The organism is Cellulomonas sp. GTC20042, assembly GCF_055389595.1.
The window spans coordinates 626,348-646,165 of the sequence record NZ_AP043678.1 but is presented as its reverse complement, the minus strand read 5'-3'; the positions used below and the strand labels follow the sequence as shown (position 1 = coordinate 646,165).

Sequence of the window (19,818 nt, the reverse complement as noted above, 5' to 3'; positions counted from 1 at the left end):
AGGGGCGCCTGTCGGCACATCCGACCGCGCCCGGCGGCTGCGACGCGGCAGCCCGCGCCGCTCGGCTCAGGCCGGCAGCGGTGCGCCGCCCGGGCCGTCGCCGGGCACCGCCGACGGGTGCGGCACGACCTCGTCCTGCCAGTGCGTCGCGAACCACGCCGAGCCGTCGTGCTCCAGGGTGACGACCCCCGTGTTGTCCAGCCACCGGTCCCGGGCGTGCGCACCGTGCAGGTTCTCGGCCCGGGCGACGGCCCAGAGCCGGATCATCGCTCCGTGGCTGACCACGGCGACCTCGGGGGTACCGAGCGCCAGGATCTCCGCGACCACCGCGTCGAAGCGGTCCAGCGTCGACGTCCCCGTCTCGCCGCCCGGCATCACCGCGCCGAGGTCACCCCCGGCCCAGGCGATCATCGTCGCGAGGTACTGCTGGACCGACTCCGGGTCCGTGCGCATCTCCAGATCGCCCGCGCGCACCTCGCGCAGCCCCTCACGGACCAGCACGTCCAGCCCGTGCGGGCGGGCGACCTCGGCCGCGGTGGCCCGTGCCCGGTCCAGCGCGGAGGCGTAGACCCGGGTGATCGGGCGCTCCGCGAACACCGCACCGACCGCCCGGGCCTGACGCTCCCCCTCCGGGGTCAGGGCGGCGCCGGGCGCGCCGGTGTCGAGCGCGGAGGACAGGTTCGAGAACGTCTGCCCGTGGCGGATCAGGTGCAGCCTCACGGGATCAGGACTCGCAGTTCTCCGTGATGAAGGTGCTGATCGTGTCCGAGGCCTCGGTCAGGTCGTCGGAGCCCGCGGTCTCGGAGAAGTCGGTCAGCGCCCCGAGGAACGCCTCCTGGTCGGTCACGTCGATGCCCTGCAGCGACTCGTCGAGCCCGCCGAACAGGTCGGTGAACTGACCCCACTCGGCGGAGATCTCCTCCGGCGGGTCCATCGAGGCGAAACCGTCGTGCAGGTCGGTGACCGCCTGCGCGAACGCCTCCGGGTCGTCACCGAGCGCACCGGTGGCGTCGACCTCGGCGAAGGTCTCCTCGCCCTGGTCGCAGAAGGCCTGCACGTCGTCACCCCCGCTGCACGCGGCGAGCGGCACCACCAGCGCGGCGACGGCGAACGGGAGGACGGCACGGCGGAGGACAGGTCGGCTCATACCCGTCAGCCTGCCATGCCGGGCGCCCCCGTGCCGGGAAGTCTGTGCGTCGGTTGTGCGACGGGAGGTCGAACGCGCGTCCGCCCGGCTGCTCATCCGCGCAGCCGATCCGGGGTCGGCGACTCGCTGGTGCCACCGGCGCTCCACGGCACGTTGGTGAAGCGCAGCAGGTACGGGGGAGTCTTCTCGGTCAGTCGGTCGTCGTACTGCACGGAAGCCAGCAGCCCGCACGTCATGCCTCTCGCGAGGTTCTTGTAGCCGACGTCGCCGACGAAGCGCTGCGCCACCGAGCCGCGGATGACCAGCGACTTCGCCGTGGTCGGCTGCGCGCGGAAGGAGGTGTGCGCCGAGTAGCCACTGAACCAGTCCTCCGCGAGGCAGGTGTCGGCCTGCTGGACGCTGAACGAGTACGTCACGGCCTGGATCGCCGCCTCGATCGTCACCTGGTCGTTCTTCCCGTCGTAGTCGTGCGGCCAGGCACCCTGGGCACCTTGGCTGGGGGAGGTCGGCGCGTACCGGAGGTGCGCGTGGCTGATCAGGGTGTGCGCCAGGACGGGCGTCGGCTCCTTGCTCGGATCGGCCCAGGTCTGCCACAGGGTCCTCGTGTCGCGATAGATCCCGTTCTGCACGACCTCGACCCCGCCGGCCACGATCCCGAGCATGGACTCCTCGTCCTTCTCGTCGCTGACCAGGTCACCCGTGACGATCACCGAGCCCGGGGTGGACAACGTCACCGTGCCCTTCAGGACGCCTTCGACCCAGAGATTGCCCTCGGTGCGGAACAGGTGCGGGTTGATCGAGGTCTCGGTGTCGACCCAGAACGAGTTCAGGTCGTTGTCGGTCGTCGAGGCGATGTGCAGGAAGCCGCTGGGCACCCAGCCGCGCGTCGCGTCGCCGCCGACCTCGCCGGTGTCCAACGGGCCGTTCGTGATCATGTGGTCGGCGACCACCGTGTCCGGGATGTCCAGCACCTGCACCACCATGTACTCGGGCACCTGGACCTGGGCACCTGCGTCCGACTTCAGATCCTCGCGAGAGCCGCAGTCCAGCGACGTGCTGGTCGTCCAGCTGGGCTCGATCGCGAGGGTGAGCTCCGGGTAGGCGGAGTGCCGGGACCACACCCGCATGGTGCCGTCCTCGTTCAGCACGATCCGGGTGGGGCCGTAGTACCGGCACCCGGGAGCCTCCTCCAGCGCGCTGGTGTCGGTCGGCAGGCTGCGGACGCTGGAGGCCTCGGGCCGCTTCCCGAACGTGGCCCACGCCTCGGTGGTCCTGGTGGACCACGGGTTCACGATGGACTCCGCCCGCCCGCACATCACGGTGACCGGGTAGCGTCGGCTCGACGACCAGCGCTCCGTCAGGGTGGACGGCGTGCAGTCGGGATTCGCCGTGGTGAAGGTCCCGTCGATCTCGTAGGCGCTCTCCGGCGTCGCCGGGGGTCGCTGACCCGTCGCGAGGGACCGCTGGTACCGGAAACCCAGGTCGTTCATGAAGAAGTCACCCTGGATCGGGGCCGATCCCCAGAGGCTCCGTGTCCCCGTCGAGTTCTCGCCCAGGGTGCCTGGGCTGTACCCCTCGTTCGAGCACGCACCGAGGTCCGGGTCGTCGGACCAGTAGTAGTCGAAGCCGTCGGTCTGGTTGAGCGGGCAGTAATGGCGTCCCGAGCCCGCAGCGGTGGTCACCCCGAAGTCACGCAGGGAGTTGAGCGCCTGCAACGGGTCGGAGTACCAGTAGTCCTGGTAGCCGGCGAACTCCTCGGTCGAGTCCCGCCGCACCTGCACGTCGAGCGTGCGGGTCTCGCCGTGGGCGCGCCCGGTCACCTGGAGCGTCAGCGCCCGTGCCTGCGACCCGTCACGCACGGCGTCGTCCAGGACCTCGTCGTCCATCACCTCGTAGTGGAACGCGGGCTCCTCGCCGTCCGCCGCCACCTCGGCACCGGTCTCCACCGAGACCCATCCCGGTTCGACGCTGTCGTCCCACCCGCACGCGGGGGCGACGTCACCGAACGACCGCCGCATGGCGACGTTCGTGCAGTCGACCGACTGCCAGTAGAGCTCGGTGCCGTTGACCCGGGTGAGGTAGTCGGTGATCCCGGACTCCGCCGCCGAGAGCGCCTGCTCCTCGCGCTCGTACCGCGCGGTCGGGGCGACCTGGTTCACCACGTAGAGCGAGGTGACCAGCACGAGGGCGAACAGCAGCGCGAAGGAGGTGACCACCATGACGAGGGTGATGCCACCGTCGGGGCCGTGCGGGGACTGGGCGACGCGCCGTCGGAACCAGGTCATCGGTGTCTCTCCTCTTGTCGGCCGACTGTCCGATCAGGCGTTCTTCAGGTAGAAGGTCTGGCGGTGGGTGCTGGCGGTGCCCTGGCGCTCCGGGTCGGTCCGGACGACGAGCGTCACCTCGACAGCACGGACGACGGTGCCGGAGATCGACGTGGTCCGGGCGTCGGCATCCCCGCCGTCGGCATCGACGTACGCGAAGCCGGATCCGTCCTGCAGCCCTCTCACCAGCACGCGTGCGGTGCAGTCGAGATCGCCGGCAGCGCAGTGCTCGGCGAGCGGCAGCTGCGCGAACAGCGCGGCGCCGTTCGCCAGGTCGGTCACGTCCGCGCGTGTCTCGGTGAGCACGCCGTCGGCGATCGTCAGCTCGACCGCGACCAGGCCGGCGGATCCGGCCGACCCGTCGGTGTCCTCCGCGAGGTGGTCACCGACGACCACGGTCAGCGAGGTAGCGCTGCGACCGAGATACGCGGAGGTCGGGGGGCCCATGTACTTCGTGAACACCGGCTCGGGCACCGTGTCCGCGAACACCGCGGGCACCTGCGCGTACGGCACGGACCGCTCGATCACGCGCATGGCGTACCGGGCATCGGCGGTGTCGTCCACCCGGGCGCGGGTCGCGAGGTCGGTTCGCAGGATCCCGCCGAACAGGGCCGCCGTCGCGATCATCACCAGGCTCGCGATCGCCATCGCGACCACCAGCTCGGTGAGCGTCATGCCGTCGTCACGGCGCAGGTCCGCCCGCCGGGCACGCAGCGCGGGCATCCGCGGGGCGCTCACGGGGTCGCCACCGGCGCAGGCACGACGCCCACGCCCGGACGCACCCACATGTCCACCTCGGCGCCGCCGTCCACGGTGACCTGGTCCAGGCTCGGCGGCAGCTCGGTGCCCAGGTAGGCGCTGTACCGGCTCGGCCACACCTGGACCGTGTACGCGGCGCCGGTGAGCGTGTCGATCCACCCGGCGGAGGCAGCCGTCCCGCTGGCAGACGCGAGGAGCGTGAGGTACTCGCCCGCTGCCTCGGCGTCGGTGGCGGCACGCGTGCCGTCCACGTCGGTGATGTGCACCCGGAGCGTGGCGGCCCGGGCGTAGCGCAGCACGACCTGGTTGATCGTCCCGCCGTAGACGAGCCCGCCGACCGAGGTCTTCGCGGTGCCGTTCCAGGCCTCGTTCAGGTAGCCGGCCTTCGTCCCGGTCGCCGTGTACGCCTCACCCGCGTGCGCACCCGTCACGAGGATCAGCACGCAGCCCTCGGCGTTGGTCCGCCCGGTGAGCGACGTCGCCGACGCCGACGAGGTGAGCGCGACGTCCACGCCGGACACGGGGGCGGCACCGCTCGCGACCGTCGGGTCCTGCACCAGGACCGCCACCAGGGCACGCCCGGAGGACTCGGCGGTCAGGCTCTGCGGGAGCATCGCCCGCTCGATGATGTGCACCGGCGCGAACACGCCCTGATCGCCCCAGCTCACCGTGACGCGGATCCGCGCGGAGAGCTGCGGGACCGCGCTGGCGGTCGCCTGCGCGCACGCCGACCCCCCGCCCAGGTCCGTGTCGAGCACGACGGTGCGGGTCACCTCGAAGGTGCGGCCGTTCTGCTCCACGGAGGTCGGGGCGGCCTGCTCGCCCCGCGCGAGCATCGCCGCGGCGGCGGCGGTGTCGCCGTCGAGGATCCGGCGGGCGTCGGCGATCTGCCCCGTCGCGATCTCGGTGGCGACCGTGCGCGAGCGCACCTGGTCGGCGAGCCGCAGGGTCGCGAGCACCGCGCCGAGCACGGTGGTCGACAGGACCATCAGCAGCACCATCGAGATCGTGGCCTCGACGATGGTGAAGCCCCGGTCGTCCCCGGACGACGTGCGCAGCCGCGCACGCACCCGGGTGATCACGCGCCCTCGTCCGTCGTGCTCGCGGTTGTCGTGTCCGGCAGCACGAAGGTGGACCCGCTGACGGAACCGGTCATGATCTCGTCGTCGCCGGGTGACATCGTGAGCTGGGTGACCAGGAACAGCCGGTCGTCGACGCCCTGGAGCCGGTCGACGTAGGCGAGGATCTGGTCGTGCGTCCCGGTGACGGTCAGCGAGATCGGCACCTCCCAGACCGCGGTGACGTCCTCCCGGGCGACGGGCTCGCTGCGCGAGACGCTCTGCACGCCGGCGCCGCTCTCCCCCGCGAGCCCGGCCAGCCGACGCACGAAGTCCGACAGCTCGAGGCCGGCCGGGAACTGCCGGTGCAGCGTGTCGAGCTCGGCCTGCAACCCCGTCATGTTGGCGTAGTCGGCCTCCAGCGAGGCGAGCCGGGCACGGAGCACGTCGTTGGAGTCGGTGGTCTCCTGCGCCTCCTGCTTGCTGGACGTCGCGGCGTCCAGCTGCGGGGAGATCAGCAGCATCCACCCGAGCAGCACGAGCACGGCGGCGACGAGGCCCGCCCCGATGGTCCACAGCCTGCTGGGCGCGATCGTCACGGTGCCTCCTCCGTCGTGGTCGTGCTGCCGTAGCGGCCGGACAGGGCGTCCGGACCGAAGTAGATCTGCCCCGAGGTGCTGTAGCCGCCGCCATCACCGATCTGCTGGGAGGCGTCGAAACCGACGTGCTCGATGCCGGGCACCATCGCGAGCTGGTCGAGCATCGCGGCCATGTCCGGGAGCGTCGGCGTGCTCACCGTGAAGGTCGCACCCCCGACCATCCCGGCCTGGACGAAGGGCGTGCTCTCCTCCGCCGTCGGGTCCACGCTCAAGACGGAGAACACGGTGAGCTGCGTGTCGGCCGGCAGCGCGGCCTCGACCGCGCGCACCTGGTCCGCCCACAGCACCTCCGGCGACATCACCGTCCCGACGGCGGACGTCACGCTCTCGATCGCCGAGCGGATCTGCGCCGCCTCGGAGTACCGCGCGACGGTGGCCTGCAGCTCGACACGCTCGTCCTCGGCGCTGTCGGCCAGCGAGGAGGCGTGGGCCGCGTTCACGATCGAGGCGACGTAGCCGAGGGCGATCACGAGGACCACCAGCACGACACCGACCCCGAGCTTCCCGCGGAGCGCCTGGAGCGCGCGGCGCTCACGGACGGACGGCGGGAGCAGGTCGACGGTGGCGTAGCGGGACAGGCCGGCCATCGCACCGGCGTCGGTGGCGGCGGGGGCGGACCGCCGCAGCGTCAGGCCGCTCATGCCGCGCTCGCCAGACCGGCGGCCAGCGGGAGCTGGACCAGCGTCTCGGGCGCGACGCCGCCCTCGAGCCTGCTGACGTCGAACCCGGCGTTGACCGTGCCGTACGAGACGGGGAGGCGCGACACCGTCGCGAGGTGCTGGCCGAGACCGGCGAGCCGAGAGCCCCGGCCGCTGAGCACGATGCCCTCGACCGGGCGGCCGCCCTGCTGGGTGTGGAAGGTCAGCGTCTGGCCGATCGCCGCGACCAGCGCGTCGCGGTGCCGCTCCTGCGCCGCCGTCGCGACGGGGTTGCCACCGCCGCCGGCGAGCACCAGGCCCTCGGCCTCGCGCGGGGTCACCCCGACCGTGCGGGCGATCTCCTGCGTGAGGTCCCGGCCGCCGCGGCCCAGGTGGCGGACCGAGCGCGGGACCGCGCCGTCGGAGACGACGATCCGTGTGATGCAGGCACCCACGTCGACCAGCGCGACCGCCCGCGCGGCCAGGTCGCCGCGGGCGAGGCCACGCAGCAGGCCGAAGGCGGCGAGGTCGACGTTCTGCACCCGCAGCCCCGCCCGCTCGACCGTGTCCACGGTCGTCTGCACGGCAGCGTGCGGCGCGGCGACCAGCAGGCCGTGCACCTCGCCGCCGTGCTCCCGCAGCGGGCGGAAGTCGAGCAGGCAGTCGCTCACCGGCACCGGCAGCATGTCCTGCACCCGGAACGGCAGCGCCTCGCGCAGCTGGGCGAGCGGGGCCGACGGCAGCACCAGGTCGCGCACGTAGACGCGCTCGCTGCCGACGCCCAGCACGACGTCCTTGCTCGCGAACTTCTGGCTGCGCCACATCCCGCGCAGGGCACGCACGACCGGCTCCGCCTGCACCACGAAGCCGTCCTCGACGACCCCGGGCTCGATCGGCGCGGTGCCGACCCGGAGGACCCGGGCACCGTTGCGCCCGTTCTCGACCTCGACGGCGCGGATCTCGGTGCTGCCGAGATCGATGCCGATCTGTGTGCGTGCCATGACTACTTCCTTCGCGCGGGGGCGCGGTGCGTGTGGTGTCGGGGTGGTGCGGGGCGTGCGCTGCTCCGGGAGCGCGGCTGCACCGCTGCCGCCACCCCTGCAGGGGCGGCGGCAGCCATGCCGGATCCGTGGCGCGTCAGAGGTGCGCGCCCTCCCCGATCAGGGGGTGAAGGTGTCCGTGCCGGAGCAGTTCGCGCCCGGGGTGATGCCGTTCTCGGCGCTGTAGCTGTACACCTTCTTGGCACCCTCCGGGTGGGCCACCGCGATGCACCAGTTCGTCGAGGTGACCGTGGCAACACCGCTCGGCGAGCCCGCCACGACCTCGAGCTTCGTCGACGCCGTCTTCTTGCCGGCCTTGTCGACCAGCACGACGTCCTTGGAGGAGCGGCCAAGGTCCTGAGCGGTACCGGAGCCGATCGTCAGGGTGTAGCGACCACCGGACTGCGCGATCGTGATGTCGCCGGCAGTCGCGTCGACGAGCGCCGCGGAGATCTCCTTGCCGATGGTCGAGACGTCGGCCTCGGCAGCGGTGTCCTTGGCCTTCTTCTGCTGGTTCAGGAAGACCGGCACCGCGACGGCGGACAGGATGCCGATGATGATGATGACGACGAGCAGCTCGACGAGGGTGAAGCCCTTGTCGTTCTCCTCCTGGTAACGGCGCAGACGCGCGATCATGTCAAGGTCCATTCTCTGGTGATTCACAGGGGGTGGTGCGATCCGCTTCCGCGGGTATGGTCGCGATGATTCTCGAAACGCGTCGAGAACCCTGCGAGCAGTGCGACCGGCGGGTTTCGTCACCCGCGTGCTGCCGTCCTCCACAGTAGACACATGCGCCGACCCACCGGCGCCCGCACCAGTGTTTCTACCTACGCCCGCCGGCGATTGCCCGAAATGTCAGGCGGCACCGTCGACCGCGTCGCTGATGCTGAAGATCGGCATGTACAGCGCCATGAGCATCGAGCCCACGATCGACCCGACCACGACGATCAGCAGCGGCTCCATGACGGCCGTGAGCTGCTCGGTGGCCGTGGTGACCTCCTCGTCGTAGAAGGTCGCGACCTTCTCGAGCATCGCGTCCAGGCCGCCGGAGTCCTCGCCGACCGCGATCATCTGCTGCACCATCGTCGGGAAGATCTCCTCCTCGCCGATGGCGTCGGTCAGCGTCACGCCCTGGGAGACCCGGTCACGGAGCCGGCCGGCTGCGTCCTCGACGACCAGGTTGCCGCTGGTGGCGCCGACCACGTCCAGCGCGGCGACGATCGGCACACCGGCGCGCACCATCGTGGAGAAGTTGCGAGTGAAACGCGCCACCGCTGCTTTTGTCATCAAGGCGCCGAACAGCGGCATCTTCAGCCTGATCGGGTCGACGACGGCACGCACCGAATCGTCGTTCTTGTGGCGCTGCCACCACCAGGCGATAAATCCCCCGGCGAGCGCGATCACCGGCCCGACGACCTTGAGCACCTGCGAGGCGCCGACCAGCATCTGCGTAGCGGCGGGCAATTCGGCGCCCATGCTCTCGAAGATCCCCTGGAACACCGGCACGATGAACAGCAGCATCGCGACGACGGCCACCAGTGCGATCACCAGCACCATCACCGGATAGGTGAGCGCGCTCTTGATCGTGCGCCGCAGCTTCTCGTCGGACTCCATGCCGTCGGCGGCGGCGACCAGCGCCTGGTCCAGGAACCCGCTGGTCTCGCCGGCGTTCACCAGGGCGCGCAGCAGCGGCGGGAAGATCGTGCCGTGCTGGCCGAGCGCGGCAGACAGCGAGCTGCCGCCCTCCACCTCGACCGCGAGCTCCCGGACCACCTTCGCGAGCGCGTCGTTCTCCGTCTGGTCCGCCAGGACGGTGAGCGCCCGCAGGATCGACAGCCCGGCACCCACCATGGTCGCGAGCTGGCGGACCATGATCAGCACGTCACGCTGCTTGATCCGGGGAGCCCCGAAAGAGATCTCCCGGCGCATGCCGGCGGAGGCGACCTCTTCGATCGAGGTGGCGAGCAGGCCGGTGTCGCGCAGCCGCTCGGCGACGGCGTCACGGTTCGGAGCCTCGACCCGACCCACGATCTGCTCGCCGTTGGGGTTGATGACGCGGTACTCGAAGGTGCGGGGCGCAGAGGTCGTCGTCGCCATGTCACCACTCCTGACTGGGGACGACGGCGCCCCGCTGGTGTGCGGTCCGGCCGCACATGCGACTGAACTCCTCGGGGCTGGTGCACTTGCCGAGACCGGTCTCGAAGGTGATCTCGCCACGCTGCACCAGCTCGGCCAGGCTCTGGTCGAGGGTGCGCATGCCGTGCTCCCGGCCGCCGTGCAGCGTCGAGTACAGCTGGTGGGTGCGGTTGTCGCGGATGAGCGAGCGCACGGCCGGGGTCGTGACCAGCACCTCGGTCGCGACCGCACGGCCGACGCCGTCCGCACGGGGGCAGAGCGTCTGGCTGACGATGCCCTGCAGGGTGGCGGCGAGCTGGGTGCGCACCTGCGACTGCGCGCCGGTGGGGAACGCGTCGATGATGCGGTCCACGGTCTGCCCGGAGTCCTGGGTGTGCAGCGTGCCGAGCACGAGGTGCCCGGTCTCCGCCGCGGTGAGGGCGACCTGGATGGTCTCCAGGTCACGCAGCTCGCCGACCAGGATGATGTCGGGGTCCTGACGCAGCGCCTGGCGCAGCGCGACGCCGAAGGACTCGGTGTCGGAACCGACCTCGCGCTGGGTGACCAGGCAGCGCCGGGAGCGGTGGCGGAACTCGATCGGGTCCTCGACGGTCAGGATGTGGTCGTCGCGCGTCGCGTTGGCCTGGTCGATCACCGCGGCCAGGGTGGTCGACTTGCCGGAGCCGGTCGGGCCGGTGACCAGCACCAGGCCGCGCGGCAGCGAGGCGAAGGTGCCGACGATCTCGGGGACGCCGAGCTCGGACAGCGGGCGGATGCGCTCGGGGATGAGCCGGAACGCGGCGGCCATCGCGCCGGTCTGGAGGTAGAAGTTGGTGCGGAACGCATCGCCGCTGTCGAGCTGGTACGCGAAGTCGAGCTCGTGCTCCTCGAGGAAGCGCTCACGCTGCACGTCGGAGACGACCGGCAGCAGCATGGCGCGCAGCTCGGCGTCGCTGATCGGCCCATGGCCCTCGAAGACGCGCAGGCTGCCGTCGATCCGGGCGAGCGGGGCCATGCCGGCGACCAGGTGGATGTCGGAGGCATCGGCGGCGACCGCCGCGTGCAGCACGGCGTCCAGCCGCGGCGCCGCCGGGGGCAGCACCTCCGTGCGCGTAGGGGGCGCGACGACGGCCGGCGTGGGCGTGGCAGGCAGCACGGCGGGCGGACCGACGGGCGGTGCGGCCACGACCGGCGGCGTGGCGACAGGCGCCGGGGTCGCGGCGAGGACCTCGGAGGCCGGCACGGAGCCGTAGGCGCCCGGGACGTACGCGGTCGTGGCGCCATCCGGGAGCACCGGCTCCACGGGGAGCGGGGCCACCGGTGCGGCGTCCGGTGTCGTGCTCGGCCAGGGCGACGCGCCCGGCTGGTACGTGGTCATGCGACCACCCGCAGCAGCTCCTCGAGCGAGGTGCGTCCCTCGCAGATCTTCTGCCAGCCGTCGTCGCGCAGCGTCACCATGCCCTGCTGCACCGCCGTCGACCGGATCTCCAGGCTGGAGGCACCGGCCACGGCCAGGCGCTCGATCTCCTCGGTCACCGACATGACCTCGTGCAGGGCGATCCGCCCGCGGTACCCGGTGTGCGAGCAGGCGGAGCAGCCGACCGGTCGGTGCAGCACCGGCCGCGGGCCGCTGTGCTCGATCCCGGCGAGGAACAGCTCGCGCTCCCCCGCCTCGTAGGGCTGCTTGCACCGGTCGCAGAGCTTGCGGGCCAGTCGCTGCGCGACCACGCTGTCGAGCGCGGACCCGACGAGGAAGGGCTCGATGCCCATCTCGATCAGGCGCGTCACGGAGGACGGCGCGTCGTTGGTGTGCAGGGTCGACAGCACGAGGTGGCCGGTCAGCGAGGCCTCGACCGCGATCTGCGCGGTCTCGTGGTCACGGATCTCACCGATCAGCACCACGTCGGGGTCGGAACGCAGGATCGAGCGCAGCGCGGCGGCGAACGTCAGGCCGGCCTTGGGGTTGACCTGCACCTGGTTGATGCCGGGCAGCCGGTACTCGACCGGGTCCTCGACGGTGATCACGTTGATGTCGGGACGGGAGACCGCGTTGACCGTCGCGTAGAGCGTGGTCGACTTGCCCGAACCGGTCGGGCCGGTGACCAGGATCATCCCGTAGGGCTTGGTGTAGGACGCGCGGTAGGTGTCCAGGCTGCGCTCGGAGAACGAGAGGTCACGCAGGTCGAGCTGGGCGTTCGAGTTGTCCAGGATCCGCATGACGATCTTCTCGCCCCACACCGTCGGCAGCGTCGCCACGCGGAGGTCGATCTTCTGGCCCTCGTGGGTGACGGACATGCGGCCGTCCTGCGGCTTGCGCTTCTCCGCGATGTCGATGTCGGCCATCACCTTGATCCGCGAGACCACCGACGACTGGATGCCCTTGGGCGCGCTCTGCTTCTCCTGGAGCACTCCGTCGATCCGGTAGCGGACGCGCAGGTCGTGCTCGGTGGGCTCGACGTGGATGTCGGAGGCGTGGTCCGCGATGGCCTGGGTGACGAGCAGGTTGACGTACTTGACGACGGGCGTGTCGCCGGAGATGGACTCGCCGACCTGCGTGAGGTCGATCCCGCCCTGGCCCGGGGCCACGGAGTCGACCAGCGACTGACCGAGGTCGGCGATCTCGGAGTCCGCACGGACCCAGCGGTTGAGCGCGGAGTCCATCGAGGCCGCCGCGGCGACCACCGGGAGCACGGTGCGGCCGGTCAGCGTGTGGGCGTCGTCCAGCGCGAGCACGTCGCCGGGGTCGACCATGGCGAGCAGCAGCGCACCGTCCTGGAAGCCGATCGGCAGGATGCGGTGCTGCCGGCAGACGCTGCCCGGCAGCAGGGCGACCGCCGTCCGGTCCACCGCGACGTCGTCGAGGTCGACGAACGGAATCCCGGCCTGCTCGGCCAGCAGCGCGACCAGCTGCGACTCGGCGAGCGCACCACGCTGCACGAGCACCCGGCCGAGCGTCGCACCGGTGGCGGCCTGCTCGTCCAGGGCGGCGAGCAGGGTCGGCTCGTCCACCAGACCTCGGTCGAGGAGGACCTCTCCGAGCTGCGTCATGGTCATGCCTTTCCTGGGGGGTCACGGGGGGTTCGGGGTACGACGAGGGAGTGGCGCGGGCGCGCCGGATCGGCCGGAGCCGGTCACGCCGTGCGGAGTCGCTCCATGGCGAGCTGCACCAGCGAGAGCAATGCCTGCTTGGTCGCGGTGCGCGAACGCGCGTCGGTGTACAGCACCGGCACGTGCGCGGGGATCGCCAACGCCTCGCGGACGTCCTCCAACCGGTGCTTGGCCACACCGTCGAAGCAGTTCACCCCCACCACGAACGGGATGCCCCGGGACTCGAAGTAGTCCACCGCCGGGAAGCACTGGTCCAACCGGTCGGTGTCGACCAGCACCACCGCACCGATCGCACCGCGCACCAGGTCGTCCCACATGAACAAGAACCGGTCCTGCCCCGGAGTGCCGAACAGGTACAACCACAACGACCCCGGCAGGGCGATCCGACCGAAGTCCATCGCCACCGTCGTGGACGTCTTGCGGTCCGACACACCACCGGCGTCGTCCACACCCACCGAGTGCTCGGTCATCGCCGCCTCGGTGTTCAACGGCTCGATATCACTGATCGACCCGATGAACGTCGTCTTGCCCACCGCAAAACCACCCGCCACCACGATCTTCACGACCGTGGGCGCAGCGGACGGGTCCACGGTGGAGACGGCACCGGGTGCCGCGGCGTCAGAGGGCGGACAGACCATGGGACACCTCCTCGAGCAGGTCCAGCGCGGCGTGCCGGCCGATCGCGTCGGCGGTGCCGGCGTGGCCGAGCGCGTCGGCGTGCGCCGCGGTGGTGTCGACGAGGTCGAGCGCCCCGGCGGTCGCCAGGTCGCCGACGAGCACCCGGGTGACGCCCAGCGGCAGGTGCACGTGCGCGGAGACCTCGGCCACGGTGAGGTGCTCACCGCCGACGCGGTGCAGGATGGCGCGCTCCTCGGTGCTCATCGCCCGCATCGCGGCCGGGGCCGGGACGCGCTGGTGCACGAGGGTGTCCAGCCGGACGTCGAGCGGACCGCGCACCCGCCCCTCGGTGACCATGTACGGACGGACGGCCAGCAGCTCGGTGGCCGCGCCGGATCGTCTGCTGCGCGCGATCATGCCGCTCCCTCCTCGGCGAGCGCAGCGGTCGCGTGCCAGTGCGGACGGTCGTCGTCGACGCCCGGAGCTCCCGGGGCGTCCGAGGTCGGCAGGGCGCCCCGGAGGGCGGCGACGAGCTGTGGGGTGAGGGCGACCTCGGCCCGACGGGCCAGCAACGCCATCTCGTACCCGACCAGGCCGATCTCTGCGGAACCGTCCGTCGCCACCGCGAGCAGCGACCCGTTGGAGATCGCCATCAGCAGCAGCACGCGGTCGTCCATCTCGATGACCGACTGGAGCACGTTCTGCGCACCGAGCTCACGGCCGGCCCCACGGGCGAGGCTGGCGATGCCGGAGACCACGGCGGCGAGCTGGTCCCCGGTGGTGCGCGCGACGCCGGTCGAGGCGGCCATCAGGAGCCCGTCGGCCGAGACGACCAGGGCGAGCATCGTGCCGGGCGTGGCACGGACGAAGTTGTCGAGCAGCCAGCCGAAGTCCGGCTCGGCAGAGGTGGTCACGGGGGCTCCGGGGAGGTCGGTTCTCGGATCAGCGGTCATCGGGCGGACGTCGTCTCGGCGCGGCCCTGGTCGGTGCCGGAGCGGAACGAGGCGAGCCGGCGGCGCAGGCCCTCGGCGTCGCGGTCGATCGGGGCGGCCGAGGGATCGGTCGAGGGCTCGACCTCGCCCGGGGTGCGGGCGGGCAGCGCGGCGCCGGAACCCGCCCGGGCGGGCCGGTAGGCGGTCAGCCCGCTGAGCTCCGCCATCGCGACCTTCTGGGCGGCGGCACGGCGGCCGGCCTCGGCGTCTCCGCTCGCGCTCCCCCCGTCGGCGAACGGGCTCGCCGGGGTGAAGACGGTGTCGAGGCCGACGGGCGCAGCTCCGGTCCCGCTGGCCGCTGCCTCATGGGCAGCGGGGGTCGGCGCGAACGCCGCCGGCGCGCGGCTCGGCAGCGGGGCGGAGTGACCGGTCGGCCCGCCCGCAGGAGCGCCGGCCGGCAGGAAGGTCACCTCACCCGCCGCCGGTGCGGTGGCCGGCACGAAGGTGCCCGCAGCGACGGGGACCGCCGCGGGGGTGGACGACGCCTCCCTCGTCGGCGCGGCAGCGGGCAGGAACGCGGCCTCCGTCCCCGAAGCAGCCGTCGACGCGAACGTCCCCGCGGCCGCGGGTGCGGCGGCAGGCGCGAACGTCCCCGCGCCGACCGGAGCGGCAGCGGGCACGAACGTCCCCGCGCTCACCGGTGTGCTCGCCGCCGCGGCACCGGACGCGACCTGCGGCACGAAGGTCGCACCGACGCCGGCACCGGGGTACGCGCTCTGGGCCTTGGCGCCCGTCGCGGGCTGCGTGGTGACGGGTGTCCAGGTCGGAGCCATCGGCTCGTCGTCGGGGACCACCACGGAGCCGGTGACGCGCATCGCCCGTCGTCCGGCCGGCGCGAGGTCCACCTCGGCGGTCCCGTTGACCAGCGCCTCGAACGAGGGCTGCTCCGCCGCGATCGGGGGAAGCTCGGACCGCCGGCGCGGCAGCTCGGTCGCGGGCTCTGTGGCGGTGGCGCCGGACGCGGCGGCGGCGAACGTCGGCTCGAACCCGGGGCCCGTGGGGGCGGCCGCGGCGAGCTGCGCGGCGGTCGGCACCGCGATCAGGACGGACTCGGACTCATCCCGCTCGTCACGCGAGGTGCGCAGCACCGGCACGTCGGTCTGCTGCTCGGCGAAGAGCTGGCGCGGGAGCCGGACCTCCGCGACCGTGCCGACGCCGCCGACGCCGCGGTCGATCCGGACCTGCACGCCCAGCCGCTCGGCCAGCCGTGCGACCACGTGCAGCCCGATGCGCCCGTCGGTGACCTCGTGCGCGGCGCCGAGGCGGGTGCGGACGGCCACCAGGTCCTCGTCGGACAGCCCGATCCCCCGGTCCACGACCCGGACGGTCATCGCCTCGGCGTCGCACGCGCCGGAGACCTCGACGCCGGTGCCCGGCTCCGAGAAGGCGGTGGCGTTCTCCAGCAGCTCGGCGAGCAGGTGGGCCACCGCGACGACGTGGCCGCCGTGCAGAGCGGGGTCGTGCTCGAGGTCGATCTGCACGCGGTCGTACTGCTCGATCTGCGAGGCGGCGGCGCGCAGGACGTCCGTCATGGCGGCGGCCTCACGCGATCGACGTCCGTGCTCCCCGCCGGCGAGCACCAGCAGGGACTCGGCACCACGGCGCAGCCGCACGGTGAGGTTGTCGAGCTCGAACAGCTCGCCGAGGACGGCGGGGTCCTGCTCGGACTGCTCGAGCCGGTCGAGGGTGACCAGCTGACGGTTGAGCAGGGTCAGGTCGCGCCGGGCCGCGGCGCGCGCGGTCGCGGCGTCCGTGCCGCGTTCCGGTCCGGCGGCGGCGGCGACCGGGGGCTTCGGGCCGACCGGTGCGAGCACGGGGGCGTTCTCCGACGCCACGTCGCCGTGCACCGTCGCCGTCGGCGTGCGCTCCTCGGTGACAGCCTCGCCGCGAGCGCGCCGGGCACGACGCGCCCACCCGGCCGCACCGGCGAGGAGGAGCGCACCGAGCACGATGCCGGCGTTCGTCATCTGCGCCGAGCGGTCCGCGGACGCGGCGTCGGCGACGGTCTGGGCCTCGGAGTCGAGGACACCGGCGGGCACGGCGCCGGTCCCGGTCACCGCGGCGGCGACCCGGCTGTGCGTCATGTCCGTGAGGGACCGCAGCTCGGCCGAGGCCGCCGGACCGACGTCCGCGGAGCGCAGCAGCAGGAGCGGCCAGTCGGCGACGTCCCCCGCGACGGCGAGGTACAGGCGCGAGACGGTGAGCTGGTCGGCACCGGTGTCGAACTCGGTGCGAGCGGTGCTGATGGCGGTGACGACCGAGCGGCTGCTCTGCGCGAGGTCCTCGGCCGCGTCGGACGGGTGAGCGGTCTCGATCGTGGAAGCAGCGGCGCCGAACGCGACCACGGCCTCGTCGGTGGCGGTGCGGGCCGCGGCCAGGTCCCCGCCGGAGGCGGACGCGGCGAGCTCGGTCCCGAGCGCCGTCGCGACGACGGCCGACCGCGCGAGGGCGTCCTGGGCGACGTCCTGCACGAGCCCGCTCGCCTGGAACCGCGCCCAGCTGCCGACCTGGGTGGACATGCCGACCGCGACGACGATCATCACGACGGCGAGGGCACGTGCGACGACGCGGCCGACGACGGCTGATCCTCGGGACATCGGGAGACCTCTCACGTATCGGCCGGGCCGGCGTGAAAGGGGTGGGGTCGCCGACGGCCACGATCCCTCGATGGTGCGGCGGTGGCCGCCGAGGGCTGGACGGAGCGACGTTAGGCACGCAGAGAAATGCGTGGGTGCCCGCGTGTGTGTTTTCCCCTACGTGGGACCGAAAGACGTCCGGATCGTCCCGATTTCCCGACCGAGACGGAGACGTGGCACCGGCTCAGCGCGGCACGGCCATGCCCACCTCGCGCTCGAGCCTCGCCTCGGCGTCCACCCGCGCGGCACGCAGTCGCGAGGCGATCACCGCGCCGAAGGCGACGACGGTCGCGAGCAGGGCGATCGTCAGCCGCAGCGCGTGGTTGGCGTCCTCGCCCATCGACAGGCTCACGACCGCGGGCGCCACCAGCAGCGCGACCAGGTTCATCACCTTGATCAGCGGGTTGATGGCGGGCCCGGCGGTGTCCTTGAACGGATCGCCGACGGTGTCGCCGATCACCACCGCGGCGTGCGCCTCGGATCCCTTGCCGCCGTACTGCCCGTCCTCCACCAGCTTCTTGGCGTTGTCCCAGGTGCCGCCGGAGTTGGCCAGGAACACCGCCATCAGCACGCCGGCGCCGATCGCCCCGGCGAGGAACCCGGCGAGCGGGCCGACGCCGAGACCGAACCCGACGGCCACCGGCGCGGACGCCGCGAGCAGGCCGGGGGTGGCGAGCTCGCGCAGGGAGTCGCGGGTGCAGATGTCGACCACCCGGCCGTACTCGGGTCGCTCGGCGCCGGTCATGATCCCCGGGTGCTCGCGGAACTGGCGCCGCACCTCGAACACGATCGCCCCGGCGGCACGGGTCACCGCGTCGATCGCGAGGCCGGAGAACAGGAACACCGTGGCGCCGCCGAGGATGATCCCCACCAGGGTGACCGGGCTGATCACCTGGTAGTCGGTCATCGCGAGCACGATGTCGCCCGGCAGCTCGGTCAGCCGCAGGTCGGCCAGGGCGGTGCGCACGGCGTCGGCGTAGGAGCCGAACAGGGCGGTGGCGGCGAGGACCGCGGTGGCGATGGCGATCCCCTTGGTCACGGCCTTGGTGGTGTTGCCGACGGCGTCCAGGTCGGTGAGGATCTGCGCGCCCTCCTCGCTGACCTCGCCGGACATCTCCGCGATGCCCTGGGCGTTGTCGCTCACCGGGCCGAAGGTGTCCATGGCGACGATCACGCCGACGGTGGTCAGCAGGCCGCAGCCGGCGAGGGCCACCAGGAACAGGGCGAGCTCCAGCGATCCGCCGGCCAGCAGGAACACCCCGCAGATCGCCGCGGCGATCGTGCCCGCGGTGTAGACCGCCGACTCGAAGCCCACGCCGATGCCGGACAGCACCACGGTGGCGGCGCCGGTCTGCGAGGTGCGGGCCACGTGGATCGTCGGCTTGGAGGTGGTGCCGGTGAAGTAGCCGGTGATCCACAGGATCAGCCCGGCGAGCACCACGCCGATCGCCACCGCGCCCGCCGCGACCACCCGAGGGTCGCCACCGTGGTCGGCCAGCGCCGCGGACGGGTCGAGGCCGGTCAGTCCGGCGAAAGTGGACGGCAGGTACACGAACGCCGCCACCCCCGCCGCGAGCGCCCCGGCCACCGCCGCGATGCCGAATCCCCGGTTGATCGCGGTCAGCCCGCTCTCCGACCCGCGCACCCGGGTCACCAGCACGCCGAGCGCGGCGACCAGCGCCCCGATCGCGGTCACGATCAGCGGGAACACCAGCCCCTGCTCGCCGAACGCCGCCTTGCCGAGGATCAGCGCGGCCACCAGGGTCACCGCGTAGGACTCGAACAGGTCCGCGGCCATGCCCGCGCAGTCACCGACGTTGTCGCCCACGTTGTCCGCGATCGTCGCCGCGTTGCGCGGGTCGTCCTCGGGGATCCCCTGCTCGACCTTGCCGACCAGGTCCGCGCCGACGTCCGCCGCCTTGGTGAAGATGCCGCCGCCGACCCGCATGAACATGGCGAGCAGGGCCGCGCCGAAGCCGAAGCCCTCCAGCACCGCCGGGGCGTCACCCCGGTAGAGCAGCACCACGACGGCGGCGCCGACCAGGCCGAGACCCACCACCGACATGCCGACCACCCCGCCGGTGCGCAGCGCGATCCGCGCGCCCTCTGCTCGACCGCCCGGCAGGGACGCCGCAGCGGCGACGCGCACGTTCGCCCGGGTCGCCAGCCACATGCCGAGGTAGCCGATCGACGCGGAGAAACCCGCCCCGACCAGGAAGAACAACGACCGACCGACCTTGACCCCGGCGTCGCCGGGCAGCAGGAGCAGCAGCGCCAGCACGACGACGGCGAACAGCGCCAGCGTGCGGAACTGCCGCGACAGGTACGCGGCCGCGCCCTCCTGGACGGCGGCGGCGATCCGGCGCATCGACTCCGGCCCCTCGTCGGCCGCGAGCACCTGGCGCCGCAGCACCACGGCCACGACCAGGGCGGCGATCCCGACAGCGGCGATGACGGCGACGATGACGACGCTCGTCGGACCGAGTGTGACCATGCATCCTCCTCGGACACGGGCGCGGCCCACGCTCGGCCGCCCCCGACCCACCCACCCGGCCCCGTTGCCGTGCGGAGACGCCACTCTAGCCAGACGCGGCGGCGACGGCGCTGGGTACGGCGGTCGAGCCGCGAGCAGCCGATCGGCTGATCTTCGGTCGACCCCCAACGATCCGGGGCCGCCGCACGTCCCCCCTGCATGACACTCATCCCGGGACGGGTCCATCCGGT

At 72.6% G+C, this 19,818-nt stretch carries 17 protein-coding genes; all 17 read right to left on the bottom strand.

Going from position 1 to position 19,818, the window contains the following annotated elements; all coding sequences use genetic code 11:
• Positions 1-66: 66 nt before the first annotated feature.
• Entirely contained in the window at positions 67-720 is a 654-nt protein-coding gene (locus ACZ5HG_RS03010) for a histidine phosphatase family protein (RefSeq protein WP_464180327.1), read from the bottom strand.
• Positions 721-724: 4 nt separating this feature from the next.
• Positions 725-1,147 carry a hypothetical protein gene (locus tag ACZ5HG_RS03005; protein WP_464180326.1) on the bottom strand — a complete coding sequence of 141 codons (423 nt, stop codon included), beginning with the start codon at positions 1,145-1,147 and terminating at the stop codon, positions 725-727.
• A 92-nt stretch (positions 1,148-1,239) separates the two neighbouring features.
• Positions 1,240-3,432, bottom strand: a complete 2,193-nt coding sequence (locus ACZ5HG_RS03000) for a hypothetical protein (RefSeq protein ID WP_464180325.1) — start codon at positions 3,430-3,432, stop codon at positions 1,240-1,242.
• A 33-nt stretch (positions 3,433-3,465) separates the two neighbouring features.
• The gene (locus tag ACZ5HG_RS02995; RefSeq protein ID WP_464180324.1) at positions 3,466-4,209 is read right to left on the bottom strand and encodes a PulJ/GspJ family protein; all 744 of its coding nucleotides are present in this window, start codon (positions 4,207-4,209) and stop codon (positions 3,466-3,468) included.
• Entirely contained in the window at positions 4,206-5,312 is a 1,107-nt protein-coding gene (locus ACZ5HG_RS02990) for a type IV pilus modification PilV family protein (RefSeq protein ID WP_464180323.1), read from the bottom strand. Before ACZ5HG_RS02990 ends, ACZ5HG_RS02995 begins: the two co-directional genes overlap by 4 nt.
• A complete protein-coding gene (locus tag ACZ5HG_RS02985) occupies positions 5,309-5,887 on the bottom strand; it encodes a type IV pilus inner membrane component PilO (protein ID WP_464180321.1) in 579 nt (192 codons plus the stop codon). The genes ACZ5HG_RS02990 and ACZ5HG_RS02985 overlap by 4 nt, the downstream gene beginning before the upstream one ends.
• A complete protein-coding gene (locus tag ACZ5HG_RS02980) occupies positions 5,884-6,588 on the bottom strand; it encodes a hypothetical protein (RefSeq protein ID WP_464180320.1) in 705 nt (234 codons plus the stop codon). The genes ACZ5HG_RS02985 and ACZ5HG_RS02980 overlap by 4 nt, the downstream gene beginning before the upstream one ends.
• Positions 6,585-7,586 (bottom strand): pilus assembly protein PilM, encoded by a 1,002-nt coding sequence (gene pilM, locus ACZ5HG_RS02975; RefSeq protein WP_464180319.1) that lies wholly within the window; start codon positions 7,584-7,586, stop codon positions 6,585-6,587. Before pilM ends, ACZ5HG_RS02980 begins: the two co-directional genes overlap by 4 nt.
• A gap of 159 nt (positions 7,587-7,745) precedes the next feature.
• Positions 7,746-8,261 (bottom strand): prepilin-type N-terminal cleavage/methylation domain-containing protein, encoded by a 516-nt coding sequence (locus ACZ5HG_RS02970; protein ID WP_464180318.1) that lies wholly within the window; start codon positions 8,259-8,261, stop codon positions 7,746-7,748.
• Positions 8,262-8,480: 219 nt separating this feature from the next.
• Entirely contained in the window at positions 8,481-9,722 is a 1,242-nt protein-coding gene (locus ACZ5HG_RS02965) for a type II secretion system F family protein (protein WP_464180317.1), read from the bottom strand.
• Between the two features lies 1 nt (position 9,723).
• The gene (locus ACZ5HG_RS02960; RefSeq protein WP_464180316.1) at positions 9,724-11,118 is read right to left on the bottom strand and encodes a type IV pilus twitching motility protein PilT; all 1,395 of its coding nucleotides are present in this window, start codon (positions 11,116-11,118) and stop codon (positions 9,724-9,726) included.
• Positions 11,115-12,788 carry a GspE/PulE family protein gene (locus tag ACZ5HG_RS02955; protein ID WP_464180315.1) on the bottom strand — a complete coding sequence of 558 codons (1,674 nt, stop codon included), beginning with the start codon at positions 12,786-12,788 and terminating at the stop codon, positions 11,115-11,117. Before ACZ5HG_RS02955 ends, ACZ5HG_RS02960 begins: the two co-directional genes overlap by 4 nt.
• Before the next feature lie 83 nt (positions 12,789-12,871).
• The gene (locus ACZ5HG_RS02950; protein WP_464180314.1) at positions 12,872-13,486 is read right to left on the bottom strand and encodes a GTP-binding protein; all 615 of its coding nucleotides are present in this window, start codon (positions 13,484-13,486) and stop codon (positions 12,872-12,874) included.
• Positions 13,467-13,883 (bottom strand): DUF742 domain-containing protein, encoded by a 417-nt coding sequence (locus ACZ5HG_RS02945; RefSeq protein ID WP_464180313.1) that lies wholly within the window; start codon positions 13,881-13,883, stop codon positions 13,467-13,469. The genes ACZ5HG_RS02950 and ACZ5HG_RS02945 overlap by 20 nt, the downstream gene beginning before the upstream one ends.
• Entirely contained in the window at positions 13,880-14,380 is a 501-nt protein-coding gene (locus ACZ5HG_RS02940; protein ID WP_464180312.1) for a roadblock/LC7 domain-containing protein, read from the bottom strand. Before ACZ5HG_RS02940 ends, ACZ5HG_RS02945 begins: the two co-directional genes overlap by 4 nt.
• A gap of 35 nt (positions 14,381-14,415) precedes the next feature.
• Positions 14,416-17,055, bottom strand: coding sequence for a sensor histidine kinase (locus ACZ5HG_RS02935; RefSeq protein WP_464180311.1), 2,640 nt, complete (start codon positions 17,053-17,055; stop codon positions 14,416-14,418).
• Positions 17,056-17,278: 223 nt separating this feature from the next.
• The gene (locus tag ACZ5HG_RS02930) at positions 17,279-19,588 is read right to left on the bottom strand and encodes a sodium-translocating pyrophosphatase (protein ID WP_464180310.1); all 2,310 of its coding nucleotides are present in this window, start codon (positions 19,586-19,588) and stop codon (positions 17,279-17,281) included.
• Between the last annotated feature and the right edge of the window lie 230 nt (positions 19,589-19,818).